Below are 15,440 nucleotides of genomic sequence, written 5' to 3'. Positions count from 1 at the left end.
AATCTGGAATCCGTCACGGTGCCACCGGGCACTTGCCGGTGTAGTCGACCTGCCAGTGCTTGATGCCGTTGAGCCAGCCCGACCGCAGCCGCTCGGGCGTCGCGATCGGCTTGAGGTCCGGCATGTTGTCGGCGACCGCGTTGAAGATCAGGTTGATCGTCATCTTCGCCAGGTTGGCGCCGATGCAGTAGTGCGCGCCGGTGCCGCCGAATCCCACGTGCGGGTTGGGGTTACGCAGGATGTTGAAGTTGAACGGGTCGTCGAACACTTCGTCGTCGAAATTGGCTGAGCGGTAGACCATTACCACCCGCTGGCCCTTCTTGATCTGCACACCGGACAGCTCATAGTCCTCCAGCGCGGTGCGCTGGAACGACGTGACCGGGGTGGCCCACCGGACGATCTCGTCGGCGGTGGTGGCCGGCCGTTCCCGCTTGTAGAGCTCCCATTGGTCGGGGAAGTCGGTGAACGCCATCATGCCCTGGGTGATGGAGTTGCGGGTGGTCTCGTTGCCGGCCACCGCCAGCAAGATGACGAAGAAGCCGAACTCGTCGTCGGAAAGCTTGTGGCCGTCGACGTCGGCCTCGATCAGCTTGGTGACGATGTCCGGCCCGGGGTTCTTGGCCCGATCGGCAGCCATCTGCATGGCGTACATGATCAGGTCTACCGAGGCGGCCATCGAATTGTTGGTCTCGAACTCCGGGTCTTGGTCGCCGACCATCTGGTTCGACCAGTGGAACAGCTTCATGCGGTCTTCCTGCGGTACACCCAGCAGACCGGCGATGGCTTGCAGCGGCAATTCGCAGGACACCTGCTCGACGAAGTCACCAGAACCTTGTGCGGCGGCGGTTTCGACAATCTGCCGGGCCCGCTCGTTGAGGTCGTCGCGCAGCCGCTCGACGGCTCGCGGCGTGAAGCCGCGGGAAATGATCTTGCGCAGGTGGGTGTGCTGCGGGGCGTCCATGTTGAGCAACACGAACTTGCTCGTGTCGAGTTGCTCGCGGACCGTGCCCTCTTTGTAGCGGGGCAGTGCGGTGTTCTTCAGGCTGGAGAAGATGTCGCTGCGCAGCGAGACTTCCTTGACGTCCTTGTGCTTTGACACCACCCAGAAGCCGCCGTCGCTGAACCCGCCCGTCCCGATTGGCTGTTCGTTCCACCAAATCGGCGCGGTCTTCCGCAGTTCGGCCAGTTCTTCCACCGGCAATCGTTCGGCGTGGATGTCTGGGTCGGTGAAGTCGAACCCGGGAGGCAGGTTGGGGGTTGGCATGCGGGCCGCTCCTCGATACGAATCCGTCTAGTTGTCTTCCAGTGCCAAATAAACCATTGCCACACCACGGTTGGGAAGCGTTGGAGCAAGATCGACGAAGCTGAATTGCAACGTGTTCAGCGCCGAACAACCGAAAGGGCATGAACGATGCGCATCGTCCTGAGTGACTTCATGAGTCTCGACGGGGTCGTCCAGGCCCCGGGCGGGCGGGAAGAGGACACCGACGGCGGATTCGCCCACGGCGGTTGGTCGATCCCGTTTTTCGAGCCGGAGACCATGGGGCCGGCCGTCAACGAAGTCATGGCCGGCACGGAGGCACTACTGTTTGGTCGGCGCACGTGGCAAGCTATGGCGGCTGCGTGGCCGAGCCGGGCCGGCGACCCGTTCGCCGACCGGATGAATCAGATCCCCAAGTACGTGGCGTCCCGAACGCTGACTCCAGACGATCTCACCTGGCCCGGTTCGACGCTGCTGCCCGCCCCCGATGCGATCGGCGCGATCCGGGCGCTGCGCGCGCAGAACGGCCAGGCGATGCAAGTCATGGGCAGCGCGTCGTTGGCCGCACAGCTGATCGAGCACGACCTCGTCGACGAATACCGGCTGATGATCGAACCGATCCTGCTCGGCGGCGGCAAGCGAGTATTCCCTGACGAAGGTCGGGCCCGGGCGCTCGAGCTGGTTTCGACGACGGCCACCGGGACGGGCGTCCTCATCTGCACCTACCGCCCGGCCTAGCTCCGAAAGCGATCTTGTGGCTCCCGCCACAATGGTTATGCTTTGTTCCAGGTCACCGGCGTTATGGGGGGCCGCGTGGCACGACACGGAGGGTGGAACATGATTCGCGAACTACTCACCGCCGCTGCGCTCACGGGCGCTGCGATCGGCCCCATTGGCCTGGCGCCGGTCGCAACCGCCTACGAGGGCGACGTACCGGGCATGAACTTTCAAGCTTCGCTGGGTGCGCCGTGCGACAACTACGAGCGCTTCATCTTCGGCCGCGGCCCCAGCGGCCAGGCCGAGGCCTGCCATTTCCCGCCCCCCAACCAGTTCCCGGCCGCCACCATCGGCTACTGGGTGATCTCCTACGCGCTGTACGGGGTCCAGCAGAACGGCGCGCCGTGTCCGGGTCCTCAATCGGCGGCACAGACCCCCGATGGACTGCCGATGCTGTGTCTTGGAGCCCAAGGATGGCAGCCGGGGTGGTTCACCGGGGCAGGGTTCTTCCCGCCCTCGGGATAACCTGGAGATATGCGCAACGGCGGGCCTGTTCAATCCCCGGTTCCACGCTGGCTGCGGTTCGTCCTCGCGTCCGATCGCGCCGGCTCGGCGTGGTACATCGGCACGGGCTTCTTCTTCGCACCCGTGCTGGCCGTGCTGTCTCCCTGGCCGACCGTCACCCCCGTGCTGTGGGCCGTTATCGCGCTGGCCGGACTATCGCTCGGCCTGCTCGGAATCGCGATGGCCGTCGGGTTAGCACGAATACTGTGCTCCGGCAAGGAGATACCGGAGGAGTACTGGCGCAGCCTGGTGAACTACTAGAGTCTAAGCAAGCATTCGTCTGGAACTTCTAGGAACAGGAGACTCCGATGGCCTTCAATCCCAAAGATGCCGTCGACGCGGCCAGGGACATCGCGACCAACGCCGTCGAAAAGGCTTCCGACATCGTCGAGCACGCCAGCGACATCATCCGCGGCGACATCGCGGGCGGCGCCAGCGGCATCGTCCAGCAGTCGATCGATATCGGCACTTATGCGGTGGAACGGACCAAAGAGGTGTTCACCGGCAAGGATGAGGCCGACGAGTAGCCGTTAGACGGTCGCGGCCTCGTTGAGTTCGTCCAGCCGCGTCGTCGCCGCGAGGTACTCCTGCACCCAGCGCTCGATGACGGTCGCGCTCTTCTCGACCTTGGTGAACTGCCCGACTACCTGACCGACCGGGTTGAACGCCACGTCGACGCTCTCGTTCGGGTACCTGTTGGTGGCCCGCACCGCCATGCCGGAAACCATGTACTGCAGTGGCATACCGAGCGGCTTCGGGTTGTCCGGCCGCTCCCAGGCCTCGGTCCAGTCGTTGCGCAGCATCCGGGCCGGCTTGCCGGTGAACGACCGGCTGCGGACGGTGTCGCGGCTGCCGGCCTTGATGTAGGCCGCCTGCTGAACCGGTGTGTTCGAGGACTCCTCGACCATCAGCCACTGCGAACCGGTCCACGCGCCCTGAGCGCCCAGGGCCAGCGCCGCGGCGATCTGCTCGCCGCTGCCGATACCGCCACGGCCAGCACCGGTACCGGGGCGACCTCCTTAACGACCTGTGGCCACAACACAATTGAGCCCACCTCGCCGCAGTGCCCGCCGGCCTCACCACCCTGGGCGATGATGATGTCGACGCCCGCGTCGGCGTGCTTGCGGGCCTGCGAGGGGGAGCCACACAACGCGGCCACCTTGAGCCCGGCTTCGTGGATGTGCTTGATCATCTCGGCTGGCGGAGTGCCGAGCGCGTTGGCGATCATCTTCACCTTCGGGTGTTTCAGGGCCACCTCGACCTGGGGTGTGGCGGTCGCCTCGGTCCACCCGAGCAGCTGCAGGCTATCGCTGTCGCTGTCCTCGATCGGGACACCGTGATCGGCGAGGATCTTCTTTCCGAAATCCAGATGCTCCTGCGGCACCATCTTGCGCAGCGTGTCGGCGAGCTCTTCGGCCGACAGGTGCGAGTCCATGCCCTCGTATTTGTTGGGGATGACGATGTCGACCCCGTAGGGGTGGTCGCCGATGTTCTCGTCGATCCAGTTGAGCTCGATCTCGAGTTGCTCAGGCGTGAAGCCGACGGCCCCGAGCACGCCGAAACCGCCGGCCTTGCTGACCGCGACGACGACATCGCGGCAGTGGGTGAAGGCGAAAATCGGAAACTCGATGCCGAGTTCATCGCAAATGGCGGTGTGCATGCCTACTCCTAGGGCGCTCGCCGAACTGAAACGTGTTCTAGTTTAGTACGCGGGCCCTCCGGGTGGCCAGACAGGTCTACCGCGGCCCGACTAAGACCCATCAGATCGCCACGCTGTGTGCAGCCCACAGGACCAGGAACGCCAGCATGCTGCCAGCGCAGACGAGGTGATCCCGATAGATCGCCCGCGCGAGGCGGGACTGTTCGGGCGGACCGTCGGAGCGCTGTCCGAGGCGAACCGCGGAGGGCACCGTGCGGATGAGCGCCAGCAGCATCGGAACTGCCGCCAAGATCGCCGAGGTGACTAACAGCCAGCCCGGGTCGTGGCCGCGGACAGCCTGAAACCCTAAGGCGCCCAATAGGATCAGCATGACGAGGACGATCAGTCGGCTCATCGGCCGCGAGGTGGTGGTCGCCCGGTGGTAGTAGGCGGCGATGGAGGCGAGTACGGGTTCGGGCAGTTCAGCACCCTTTTCCCGGTGCACCTGAACATCGAAAATGAGGTCCATCCACAAGACGGCGAGCAGGAATCCGCTGCATGCCGTGATTAGCGGGGCCACAGCGCTCACCTCCGAATAGGTATTAGAACAGGTTCTAGCAGCGCCGGTCCCTCGGGTAGCGTGACCCGACATGGGACGCGTGGCTGCAAAAGTTGCCCTGATCAGTGGCGGAGCGCGGGGGATGGGGGCATCCCATGCCCGTCTGCTGGTGGCCGAGGGAGCCAAGGTGGTGATCGGCGACATCCTCGATGACGAGGGTGCGGCGCTGGCTTCCGAATTGGGCGGCGCGGCGCGCTACGTGCACCTCGACGTGACGAAACCGTCGGACTGGGCGACCGCGACCGCGGTGGCGGTGGAGCAATTCGGGAAGCTCGACGTCTTGGTCAACAACGCCGGGATCATCAACTACGGGCCCCTCAAGACGTTCGACCTGAAAAAGTGGCAGCAGGTCCTCGACGTCAACGTCACCGGGACACTGTTGGGCATCCAGGCAGTCGTCGATCCAATGATCGCGGCGGGCGGTGGCTCGATCGTCAACATCTCATCGATCGAGGGCTTGCGCGGCGCCGCCTGGGTGCACGGGTACGTGACCTCCAAATGGGCGGTCCGCGGTCTGACCAAATCGGCGGCATTGGAATTAGCGCCCAACAACATTCGGGTCAACTCGGTCCATCCGGGGTTTATCCGTACGGCGATGACCGAGAAGCTTCCGCAGGATGCGCTGAACATCCCGTTGGGGCGGCCGGGGGAGCCGCAGGACGTGTCGGCGTTCGTGCTCTTTCTTGCCAGCGACGAGTCGTCGTATGCGACCGCGGCCGAATTCGTCGTCGACGGTGGTTTGGTGGAGGACGTTTCGCACAAGGGGTGAGAGTCCCACCGGGTCACAGGAAGTCCGGCGTATGTGGTTTTGTCCACCTCCGAGCGACAATCTATGCGCGCGAAATCACTCGTACGACGCCCTGAACTCGGTGATCTGTTCGCGGTGGCCTTGCACTCGACCTCACCAGGTAGCACTGAATACCGCGTTGGTCTGTTGTCACGCGCCCTCGACTGGAACGATCAGGACATGGACGGTGCGATGATGGGCCTCGCAGGTGCGGTCGTGGGTGCCTCGGCCATGGGCATCGCGGGCGTTGCGAGGTCGGCCGCCGACACCTTGCTCCCGAGGATCGCGGAAAACACCAACCACAAGCACCAGTTGAACATGCACCTGCACACCCAGCGCCACGAAGCGGTGCAACGGTGGCGGACCGGCTTGGCAGAGGCACGGGACGTCTACCAGCAGTGGGCTTGCGGACCGCGCGATAAGGATGCGCCCAACGTAGTCGGCGACGAGTGGTTCGAGGCCTTGCGGCCGCACCTGCCCGCCACCGGCGAAACAGCGAAGTACCGCACTGCTCATCAAGTCCACTGCGATAACCCGACTCTCATGCTGCTTTCGCTCGAGATCGGACGGATCGAAAAGGAGTGGACCGAGGAGGCGAAGGGGCGCCCGCGCCGACTACGAAACCGGCGCGGATGACTGGAATGTGTTACACGCCCGGTGACCTTGGCGTCGGCGGCGACGAAGACGGCGTTTCCTACGTTTCCTATCGTTGGGACACGGGCGGCATGATGCTGCCGAACTCGGCGGTAAGACGGCGGGTAACCGTGGTGCGCCATCTGATCGCGGCTCAGGTGCCCGTCCAACGGCGGCGCACCACCTTGCCATCCACCCGCCGCGGTTTCACCGGAGCGGCCTTCACGGTGAACAGCCCGAGCTCCGGGTGTTCTCACGATTTCGGCGCACCTCTCCGGCGGAGTTGTGGTGGGGATCTTCGGTGGTGTTACCGAGGCCCGCCGCGAATGCGACCGCGGCCGAATTCGTCGTTGACGGTGGTCTGGTGGAGGACGTTTCGCACAAGGGGTGAGAGTCCCACCTCCGAACGACAAGCGGTACTCGCGAAATCACTTATGCCACTTGGCTTTCAGAAGTAGCAAAGCCGCGATTCCTGTAATTCATCGGCCGCTGTGACCAGGTTCTCGATGATCCGCTGGCGGGATGCCGTGCGTGCCGACAGCGCGCGCGGCTAAGCTGCCCTTTGGCCCGGCGACTGGAGGTCTGCGGTGCGCGTATGTGTTCGTGCGGTGGCAGTGTCACTGGCCACCGGCTTGGTGCTCGTAGGGTGCGACCGCCCGGCCGAACAGCCGCCCAAGCCGAAAGTCGGTGCCTGGGGTGTCGACATGACCGGGATGGACAAGTCGGTCCGGCCCGGGAACGACTTCTTCGACTACGTCCTCGGCGCGTGGGTGAAGAACGCGAAGATCCCTCCCGACAAGGTGTGCGCGGGCGTCAATCTCGATGTTCAGGACCAGCTCGACGCCGACCTTAAGGCGATCGTCGAGAGTGCCGCCGCCAAACACGCGCCCGCCGGCGAGATCTCGCAGCAGATCGGCGACTTCTACGCGTCGTACATGGACGAGGCCCTGCTGAACAAAAAAGGCGTCGAGCCGGTGCGGCCCTTCCTGGCGTCGATCGACGCCATCAACGACAGGCCGGCCCTTAATGCGGTTCTCGTCTCGTTTAACGGCAAGACTCAGGTGGATGACCCCTTCCCGGTCTCGGTGGTCATCGACCCGAATAAGCCGACCCGCTACATCCCCAACATCTGGCAGGGCGGGCTCTCGCTCGGTGACCGCGGCCACTACGTGAACACCGATCCCGAATCGGTCGAGCTGCGCGATAAATTCGTCGCGCATGCGGCCCGGCTGCTCGGCCTCGCCGGTTACGGCGATTCCCAGCAGCAGGCCGAACAACTGCTTGCCCTGGAAACCAAGCTGGCAGAGGTGCAGCTGCCACGCGAGGAGGAGCGCAACGTCGCGAAGACGAACAACATCATGCCGCGCGCCGACGTTGAGCAGCTCGCGCAGGGCGCGCCGTTGCGGGAGATGTTCGACGCGCTGCAGCTGCCGGCGGCGACCGACTTCCAGGTCGGCATGCCCGAGGTATTGCACAAGACCGCAGGGCTTTTCGCCACCGAGCCGTTGGACGCATGGAAGGCCTACATGCGCTACCACGTCCTCGATGCATACGGCGGCCAGCTTTCGACGCCGTTCGCCGATGAGCTGTTCGACTTCTACGGCCGAACAATGGCGGGCGTGCAGGAGCGCGCACCGCGAGACAAGCGCGGTGTTTCTCGCGTGAGCAACGGACTCGGCGACCCGGTCGGAGAGCTCTATGTCGGCGCACACTTCAGTCAGCAGACACGCGATAAGGCGCGAGCGCTGGTCGCAAATCTCCGCACGGCGTTGGGCAAGCGCATCGACGCCGCCTCGTGGATGGCACCCGAAACCAAGAAAGAAGCTCAGGCCAAGCTCGCAGCACTGGTCGCCAAGATCGGCTACCCCGACAAGTGGAAGTCGTATGCGACGGTCACGATCCACGCCGACGACCTCGTCGGCAACGAGAACAATCTGTCGGTGTGGTCGTGGAACGACAACGTCAGCAAGTTGGGTAAGCCCATCGACCGCGCCGAATGGGGTATGACGCCGCAGACCAACAACGCGTATTACTCTGCGCAGCTCAACGACATCGTGTTTCCCGCGGCGATCCTGCAGCCGCCGAAATTCGATCCTGCGGCCGATCCCGCAGCGAACTACGGCGCGATCGGGGCCACCATCGGTCACGAGATGAGCCACGCGTTCGACGACCAAGGCCGCAAGAGCGACGGCACCGGTATGCAGCGCGATTGGTGGACACCGGCCGACGCCGAGCGTTATGTGGGCGAGTCAGACAAGCTCGTCGCGCAGTTCAACGGATATGAGCCGCTACCGGGCAATCGCATCAACGGGAAGCTGACACTCGGCGAGAATATCGCCGATCTCGCGGGACTGCGCATCGCGTACGACGCCTACAAGCTGTCCCTCGGCGGAAAAGAGGCGCCTATCATCGACGGCCTCACCGGCGACCAGCGCTTCTTCATCGCCTTCGCGGCGAGCTGGAAGGAGATCTGCCGGCCCGAAGCCGAGCGCAACCGAATGCTGTCGGACGTCCACAGCCCCGCCAAGTTCCGGGTCAACGGGATCGTCCGCAACATGGACGAGTGGTATGCCGCGTTCAACGTCCAACCGGGCGACTCGTTGTTCGTCAAGCCCGAGGACCGCGTCCGAATCTGGTGAGCCAGACCTTGCCGGTTGCGCAGCTTGATACGGGGCGCGTGACAGGCCTTGATCCGGTCCGGCGGCGGGGGTAGCGTAGTCCTGCCAATTACGAAACTAGGGGTAGCGTAATTGCACTCCAGCGAAAGGATCGGCTCGATGCGCAGCCGCTACGCCGGCCGACCGTTCACCACGTCAACCGCGGAGATCGAGGCCGCGCTGGAGGATGTCAGCATCCCCACGCTGCTGCTTTCGCTCGTCCATATCACCGGCGACCCCCGATTCATCCGCGACTTCAAGCAGATGGGCATCTTCCTCAACGAGGTGCAGGGGTTCATGTCGGAGGAGGACAAGGCCCGGGCCCGCGCCGAGGCGCTAACGGTGATCACCGAGTACCGAGACCGCGGTTGCCCCGAGCCGGAGCCGCTGAGCCCGGAACTCGTCAGGGAAATGATGGACTGGGCGGCCTGCGAACACGTTCCCGACGACTACCTCACGTTGGTCTCCGAGGAGCTGGACCTCGACGGGGTCGACCCCCGCCGCCCGGCCGCCCTACCCACCGAACGCACCCACGACCTGCCGGTCCTCGTCGTCGGATGCGGCGAATCGGGCATCCTGGCGGGAATCCGGCTGAAACAAGCCAACATCGGCTTCACCATCGTGGAGAAGAATCCGGGCCCCGGCGGAACATGGTGGGAAAACAGCTATCCCGGGGCCCGCGTGGATGTCGCGAACCATTTCTATTGCTACAGCTTCGAACCCAACAACGACTGGACGCATTTCTTCGCCCAGCAGTACGAGCTGCGCGACTACTTCACCAAGGTGATCGACACGCACGAATTGGCCGAACACATCCGGTGGAGCACCGAGCTTGTCGAAGCCGAGTGGACTGACGACGACGGCATGTGGACCGTTACGTTGCGTTCGGCCGACGGTCAGACCAGCACGCTACGCGCGCGGGCGATCATCACCGCGGTCGGTCAGCTCAATCGGCCGCATATTCCCGACATCCACGGCGCCGACTCGTTCGAGGGGCCGTCGTTTCACTCCGCGGCGTGGGATCACTCGGTCGACCTGACCGGCAAGCGGGTCGCACTGATCGGGGCCGGCGCCAGCGGGTTTCAGATCGCTCCCGCCATTGCCAACGACGTCAAGCACCTCACCGTATTCCAGCGGACCGCGCAGTGGATGTTCCCGAATCCGATGTACCACGACGAGGTCGGCGACGGTGTGCGCTGGGCGATGCGCCACCTGCCGTTCTACGGAAGGTGGTACCGGTTCCTGGTGCTGTGGCCCGGATCCGACAAGGGCCTCGACGCGGCCGAAGGCGACCCGAACTATGCCGACCAGGACCACGCCGTCAGCGACATCAACGCCGCCGCCCACATGATGTTCTCGCAGTGGATCACCAGCCAGATCGGCGAAGGCCCGAACTCTCAAGAGTTACTGGCCAAGGTCATGCCCGACTATCCCGCCTGCGGCAAGCGGACCTTGCAGGACAACGGAAGTTGGCTGCAAACGTTGCAGCGAGACAACGTCGAACTGGTGCGTACCCCGATTCGGGAGATCACCGCCCGCGGCGTGGTCACCGGCGACGGTGTGGCACACGACGCGGATGTCATCGTGTACGCCACCGGATTCCGGCACACCGATGTGCTGTGGCCGCTAAAAGTGACCGGCCGCAACGGAATCGACCTACACGAGATGTGGGGGAGCCGACCGTATGCCTACCTCGGCATCACCGTTCCGGATTTCCCTAATTTTTTCATCATCTACGGGCCGGGGACGCATCTCGCACACGGCGGCAGCCTAATCTTTCAGTCGGAACTGCAAATGCGCTACGTCGACCAGTGTTTGGCGCGACTGGCCGCCCCCGATGTGCATTCTTTGGAACCGAACGCCCAAGCCGCCGTCGATTGGCATCAGCGGACGCAGTCCCAGATCAAGAAAATGGTGTGGGCGCATCCCGCGGTCAAGCATTCCTACTTCAAGAACGCCGACGGCGAGATTCACACCGTCAGCCCGTGGCGGCTCAATGAGTACTGGGCCGCGGTACGTGAGCCCGATTGGTCACAGTTCGTGGTGCGACGTCGCTGTTCGTAATCCAACAAAGAAAGTGAGCACGCCACTATGCGCTCAGTAGTTGTTGATGGGCCGCGCAGCATCCGCGTCGAAACTCGGCCCGATCCAGCACTTCCCGGCGCCGACGGGGCGATCGTTGAAGTCACCGCCGCCGGCATCTGCGGATCGGACCTGCACTTCTACGAGGCCGACTTTCCGCTCACCGAGCCGCTGGCGCTCGGCCACGAAGCGATCGGCACCGTCGTAGAGACCGGGCCGGACGTGCGCACCGTGCAAGTCGGCGACCAGGTCATGATCTCGTCGGTGACCGGCTGCGGCGCCTGCCCGGGATGCGCGACCCGCGATCCGGTCATGTGCCACGCCGGTTTTCAGATCTTCGGCGGTGGCGTGCTTGCCGGGGCACAGGCCGATCTGCTCGCCGTACCCGCCGCCGACTTCCAGCTGCTCAAGATGCCCCAGGGCATCGGCACCGAGCAGGCGCTGCTACTCACCGATAACCTGCCCACCGGTTGGGCGGCGGCGCAGCGCGCCGACATTCCGTTCGGTGGCACCGTGGCGGTGATTGGCCTGGGAGCCGTAGGACTGTGTTCGCTGCGTAGCGCGCTCTTCCAAGGCGCAGCAACGGTTTTCGCTGTCGATCGAGTGGACGGCCGGCTGGACCGTGCGGCCAGCTGGGGGGCGACGCCGGTGAAGGCGCCGGCAGTGGAGGCCATCCTCGCCGCGACGGGCGGGCGCGGCGCCGACTCGGTGATCGATGCCGTCGCCACCGATGCGTCCCTGACTGACGCGCTCAACGCGGTGCGGCCGGGCGGTACCGTCTCGGTCGTCGGTGTGCACGACATGAATCCGTTCCCACTCAACGCCCTGGGCTGCCTGATTCGCAGTACCACGCTGCGCATGACCACCGCACCGGTGCAGCGCACCTGGCCGGAGCTGATCCCACTGCTCCAGTCCGGCCGGCTCGACGTCGACGGCATCTTCACCACCACACTGCCGTTGGACGAAGCAGCCAAAGGTTACGACGTCGCGGGCTCCCGCTCGGGCGACAGCGTCAAGGTGCTTCTGACGCCCTAGCCGGCGTGGCTTTCGGCGTCCCGGCGGACGTGTTTCGCCAGATAACGCAACGCGCGCACCGGCCCACGGCGGCCCGAGGCAAGGCACATCACCGGCCATCCGTGCACGGCGGCCGCCGCGGCAAGCCCGGAGCGCGGGTTCACCGGCCGCGGACAGCCGACGAGTGACATCGACGCCGCATCTTCATCACCGTCGGCGTAGAAGTAACTATGTTGCAGTGCAATGTCGTTGTCGGTGCAGAACTGTTGCACCGCAGCGGCTTTCGTGGTTCCCCAGACGACGGGTTTGACGATTCCTCCGGTCAGCCGTCCGTGCTCGTCGAGTTCGAAATGGTTGCACTGCACGTTGGAGATACCGAGGAAGCGGGCGACGGGCAGCGCCTGGATGGACAGCGCCGACGAGGCCAGCACCACGGTATGCCCGCGCTCCTGATGCGCCTGGACGATGTCATGCATGTGTGAATAGAGCCGGGGTGCAACACGTTCCACGAACAGCCGCTGGCCCAGCTCGTCAAGCTCGACAAACGCTTCACCACGGAGGTAACCGGCGGCCCGGACAATCAGGCGCTCGAACTCCAGGCGGCCGAACTTGTACCGGAGCGCGGCTTCGAACACGCCCACCAGCTCGCCGATCCCGGCCTGCCGCCGCCGGATTCGGTCGCCGACATGAACCGCAGCCGTGAAACCTTCGACCAGTGTGCCGTCCAGGTCGAAGAACGCACCGACGCCCAGGCCGGGTGAACTGGCGTCGATCTCCGCGATGGCCTCGGCGGCCGAGAACTCATGACCGGACCGCCGTGATGTATTGGGAGTGCATGAAAGCGTCGATCTTGACGTCCACCTCCGGCGGCGACATTCCATACCCTGCCTGCAGATCCAGCGTGTTGCGGACGGGTTCGACGGCCCAGCCGTGTGCGGCGAGCCACTCCGCGGGGTCGCTGTTCGTCTCGTAGGTGAGTGCGGAGAAGTCGACGTTGCCAGACTTGTTTACGCCCGGGTGTGTCGTTTCGAGGGCGGCAAGCTGCGAGTGGTCTAAGCGGGTTCCCAGCGCGCCCACAGCAACTCGGCTGCCCGGTGCGCACAGCTCACTGATCCGGGTGAAGAGCGTCGTTTGTGCGTCGTCGGTCAGGTAGGGCAGGATCCCCTCCACCGACCAGGCGCTGGGTCTCTGCGGGTCGAATCCGGCCGCCTTGAGCGGCGTGGGCCAATCGGTGCGCAGATCGGCCGCCACCTCGCTCCGGCGGGCCTTGGGTGTGGCGGCCTGCTCATGCAGCACGCGCGCCTTGAATTCCAGCACTTTCGGTAGGTCGACTTCGAAAACTGTTGTCCCATCTGGCCAGTCAAGGCGATAGGTCCGGGAGTCCAATCCGGCGGCGATGATCACGGCCTGCCGTATTCCCGCCTGCCCGGCGGAGGTGAAAAAGTCGTCGAAGAACCGGGTTTGCACGCCGTACAGGCGGGGGAAGGCGGTCTCGTCCACCGAGGTCCCCGGGTTCGCCAGCACGCCAGCCAGATACGGGTCCTGTGCAGCTGTTATGAAAAGTTTCGCGTAGTCGTCGCGAACCAGTGGTGGCGGGCTCACCGCGTGCAGGGCACGCCAACCCGCCACCAGCAGAGCGGTGTAACCCACGCCGCTGACGATGTCCCAGTGGTCGTCGTCGGAACGCAGCGACCCAAATTCAGGTGAAGCGGATGACGTGGACGTCACTAGGCCCTCCAGAAACACAGCCGTCCTAACCAAAGTACCCGCAGCCTCGCCGTCACAGCTCCAAAATCACGGTTACCGGGCCATCGTTTATCAATTCGACATACATGTGAGCCCCGAATAAGCCGGTCTCCACCTGGGCGCCTAGCCCTCGCAACGCCTCCGCGAACGCGGCCACCAGCGGCTCGGCAACCGCGCCTGGTGCGGCGGCATTCCAGGACGGCCGTCGACCTTTGGCGGTGTCGGCGTAGAGGGTGAATTGGCTAACCACCAGGATCGGCGCGTTGATGTCGGCCGCGGATTGCTCGTCCGCGAGAATTCTTAGGTTCCAGAGCTTTTCGGCGAGCCGCCGGGCCTTGTCGTGGTCGTCGTTATGTGTGACACCAACGAAGGCGAGCAGGCCCTGGCTGTTCGGCCGGATGGCGCCGACTACCTGGCCGCCCACCGACACCGCCGCTGACGACACCCGTTGCACCAGAAGCCGCATGGGCTCGATGCTGCCAGGCCGGCTTCGAAACGTCATTGAACGCGCTGGCAATGGGTACGCTCGTCGGGTGTCTGTGCTGGTCGCGTTTTCGGTCACCCCGCTGGGCGTGGGTGAGGGCGTCGGGGAGATCGTTGCCGAAGCGGTTCGGGTGGTTCGCGATTCCGGGCTACCCAACAAGACGGATTCGATGTTCACCGTGATCGAAGGCGATACCTGGGAAGAGGTGATGGCGGTGGTGCAGCGCGCCGTGCAGGCCGTGGCGGCTCGTGCGCCCCGGGTCAGCACGGTGATCAAGGTGGACTGGCGAGCCGGGGCCGCCGACGCGATGACGCAGAAAGTCGCGTCCGTCGAGCGCCACCTGTCCGGCGGTTAGGCCCCTACCGCCGCTCGAAACGCCTGCTCGGCCGCGTCGCCGTGGACTGCGAACACGACCCGTTCCAGTGTGCTGGGCTGGTGCCGGCGAACAGCGTCCACCATCAAACGCGCGGCGTCTTCGAGCGGGAAACCGCCGACGCCCGTGCCGAACGCCACCAGCGCCAGCGAACGACAACCGAGGTCGTCGGCCTTCCGCAGGGTGGAATCGGTGGCTTGCGTGATGATTTTGGCCCCGCAAATTTCCAAGGTTGGGCCGCCCAGCTCCATCGTCGCCGCGTGGATCACGTAGCGTGCCGGCATGTCGCCGGCTGTGGTCTCGACCGCTTCGCCGAGCCCAATCGGCGCCTTCTCGTTCGATTCACGCTGCACCTCGGGACCGCCGGCGCGGACTATTGCCGCCGCGACACCGCCGCCGTGCCGCAACCGTGTGTTGGCCGCGTTGGTGATTGCGTCGAGTTCGAGCTTGGTCACGTCAGCTGTACCTGCAATTCGATCATTTGCGCATTGTCTCGCAGTCCCACCGGCCGATCGGCTGCTTGGGGTAGCGTGAGTGAGCCGAAGAATTTCGGCGCTGACAGGGGAGGCAGGCTCATGGTTCGAAACGCAACCCCAGCATCGGTGCGCACCGCATGACCGACGACGCCCCCGGCAACGGCACGGCGGGCCGGGGTGGCGCCGGTGGAGCCGGTGGCCAAGGCGGGGCCGGCGGCCGAGGCGGTGACGGCGGCCGAGGCGGCGACGGCGGACGAGGCGGCGACGGCGGACGAGGCGGCGACGGCGGCCACGGCGGTGACGGCGGCGCGGGCGGAACGCCCGGACAAGGCGGCCAAGGCGGTCAGCCCGGCCAAGGCGGTCAGGGTAGCCCGGGCGGAACCCCCGG

17 protein-coding genes and 1 pseudogene are annotated in these 15,440 nt (G+C 65.0%); 10 read left to right on the top strand and 8 right to left on the bottom strand.

Annotated features, from left to right (window positions below):
* Window positions 1–13: 13 nt before the first annotated feature.
* Window positions 14–1,264: a cytochrome P450 gene (locus ACLQI9_RS26020; protein WP_442392382.1), complete on the bottom strand. Its 1,251-nt coding sequence runs from the start codon at window positions 1,262–1,264 to the stop codon at window positions 14–16.
* Window positions 1,265–1,411: 147 nt separating this feature from the next.
* On the opposite strand from ACLQI9_RS26020, the gene ACLQI9_RS26015 reads away from it, so the two are divergent.
* The 4 genes from ACLQI9_RS26015 to ACLQI9_RS26000 all read left to right on the top strand — a co-directional run bounded on the left by ACLQI9_RS26015 (window position 1,412) and on the right by ACLQI9_RS26000 (window position 3,069).
* Window positions 1,412–1,999 (top strand): dihydrofolate reductase family protein, encoded by a 588-nt coding sequence (locus tag ACLQI9_RS26015; protein WP_442392381.1) that lies wholly within the window; start codon window positions 1,412–1,414, stop codon window positions 1,997–1,999.
* A 99-nt stretch (window positions 2,000–2,098) separates the two neighbouring features.
* Entirely contained in the window at window positions 2,099–2,503 is a 405-nt protein-coding gene (locus tag ACLQI9_RS26010; RefSeq protein ID WP_442392380.1) for a hypothetical protein, read from the top strand.
* Between the two features lie 9 nt (window positions 2,504–2,512).
* A complete protein-coding gene (locus ACLQI9_RS26005) occupies window positions 2,513–2,803 on the top strand; it encodes a hypothetical protein (RefSeq protein WP_442392379.1) in 291 nt (96 codons plus the stop codon).
* A 47-nt stretch (window positions 2,804–2,850) separates the two neighbouring features.
* Entirely contained in the window at window positions 2,851–3,069 is a 219-nt protein-coding gene (locus ACLQI9_RS26000; protein WP_424072982.1) for an Rv1893 family protein, read from the top strand.
* A 3-nt stretch (window positions 3,070–3,072) separates the two neighbouring features.
* Here the strand turns inward: ACLQI9_RS26000 and ACLQI9_RS25995 are convergent.
* A pseudogene (locus ACLQI9_RS25995) lies at window positions 3,073–4,202 on the bottom strand (nitronate monooxygenase).
* A 100-nt stretch (window positions 4,203–4,302) separates the two neighbouring features.
* On the bottom strand, window positions 4,303–4,761 hold the full coding sequence (locus ACLQI9_RS25990; RefSeq protein WP_442392378.1) for a hypothetical protein: 459 nt from the start codon (window positions 4,759–4,761) through the stop codon (window positions 4,303–4,305).
* Window positions 4,762–4,831: 70 nt separating this feature from the next.
* On the opposite strand from ACLQI9_RS25990, the gene ACLQI9_RS25985 reads away from it, so the two are divergent.
* From ACLQI9_RS25985 to ACLQI9_RS25965, 5 genes are all read left to right on the top strand, one after another.
* The gene (locus tag ACLQI9_RS25985) at window positions 4,832–5,569 is read left to right on the top strand and encodes a glucose 1-dehydrogenase (protein WP_442392377.1); all 738 of its coding nucleotides are present in this window, start codon (window positions 4,832–4,834) and stop codon (window positions 5,567–5,569) included.
* 198 nt (window positions 5,570–5,767) lie between these two features.
* Window positions 5,768–6,223 (top strand): hypothetical protein, encoded by a 456-nt coding sequence (locus tag ACLQI9_RS25980; RefSeq protein WP_442392376.1) that lies wholly within the window; start codon window positions 5,768–5,770, stop codon window positions 6,221–6,223.
* A 605-nt stretch (window positions 6,224–6,828) separates the two neighbouring features.
* Window positions 6,829–8,859 carry a M13 family metallopeptidase gene (locus ACLQI9_RS25975; RefSeq protein WP_442392375.1) on the top strand — a complete coding sequence of 677 codons (2,031 nt, stop codon included), beginning with the start codon at window positions 6,829–6,831 and terminating at the stop codon, window positions 8,857–8,859.
* A gap of 138 nt (window positions 8,860–8,997) precedes the next feature.
* Window positions 8,998–10,941 carry a flavin-containing monooxygenase gene (locus tag ACLQI9_RS25970; protein WP_442392374.1) on the top strand — a complete coding sequence of 648 codons (1,944 nt, stop codon included), beginning with the start codon at window positions 8,998–9,000 and terminating at the stop codon, window positions 10,939–10,941.
* 27 nt (window positions 10,942–10,968) lie between these two features.
* Window positions 10,969–11,994, top strand: a complete 1,026-nt coding sequence (locus ACLQI9_RS25965) for an alcohol dehydrogenase catalytic domain-containing protein (RefSeq protein WP_442392373.1) — start codon at window positions 10,969–10,971, stop codon at window positions 11,992–11,994.
* Here the strand turns inward: ACLQI9_RS25965 and ACLQI9_RS25960 are convergent.
* From ACLQI9_RS25960 to dtd, 3 genes are read right to left on the bottom strand one after another with little or no spacing between them, the layout of a single operon-like run.
* The gene (locus ACLQI9_RS25960; RefSeq protein ID WP_442392372.1) at window positions 11,991–12,854 is read right to left on the bottom strand and encodes an HAD-IB family hydrolase; all 864 of its coding nucleotides are present in this window, start codon (window positions 12,852–12,854) and stop codon (window positions 11,991–11,993) included. The genes ACLQI9_RS25965 and ACLQI9_RS25960 overlap by 4 nt on opposite strands.
* Window positions 12,775–13,701 carry a class I SAM-dependent methyltransferase gene (locus tag ACLQI9_RS25955; protein WP_442392371.1) on the bottom strand — a complete coding sequence of 309 codons (927 nt, stop codon included), beginning with the start codon at window positions 13,699–13,701 and terminating at the stop codon, window positions 12,775–12,777. Before ACLQI9_RS25955 ends, ACLQI9_RS25960 begins: the two co-directional genes overlap by 80 nt.
* A gap of 52 nt (window positions 13,702–13,753) precedes the next feature.
* On the bottom strand, window positions 13,754–14,185 hold the full coding sequence (gene dtd, locus ACLQI9_RS25950; protein ID WP_442392370.1) for a D-aminoacyl-tRNA deacylase: 432 nt from the start codon (window positions 14,183–14,185) through the stop codon (window positions 13,754–13,756).
* Between the two features lie 67 nt (window positions 14,186–14,252).
* Between dtd and ACLQI9_RS25945 the strand changes: the two genes are divergently transcribed.
* Window positions 14,253–14,558, top strand: a complete 306-nt coding sequence (locus ACLQI9_RS25945) for an MTH1187 family thiamine-binding protein (RefSeq protein WP_424075013.1) — start codon at window positions 14,253–14,255, stop codon at window positions 14,556–14,558.
* On the opposite strand, the gene ACLQI9_RS25940 is transcribed toward ACLQI9_RS25945, so the two are convergent.
* Window positions 14,555–15,049 (bottom strand): macro domain-containing protein, encoded by a 495-nt coding sequence (locus ACLQI9_RS25940; RefSeq protein ID WP_442392386.1) that lies wholly within the window; start codon window positions 15,047–15,049, stop codon window positions 14,555–14,557. The genes ACLQI9_RS25945 and ACLQI9_RS25940 overlap by 4 nt on opposite strands.
* A partial coding sequence (locus ACLQI9_RS25935; RefSeq protein WP_442392387.1) for a hypothetical protein occupies window positions 15,028–15,440 on the bottom strand: 413 nt, incomplete at its 5' end. The genes ACLQI9_RS25935 and ACLQI9_RS25940, both read right to left, overlap by 22 nt.

Source organism: Mycobacterium sp., from assembly GCF_052143115.1.
GTDB lineage: Bacteria > Actinomycetota > Actinomycetes > Mycobacteriales > Mycobacteriaceae > Mycobacterium.
Note: the sequence above shows the minus strand (reverse complement) of the source record. Positions and strands in the feature narration are given on the sequence as shown.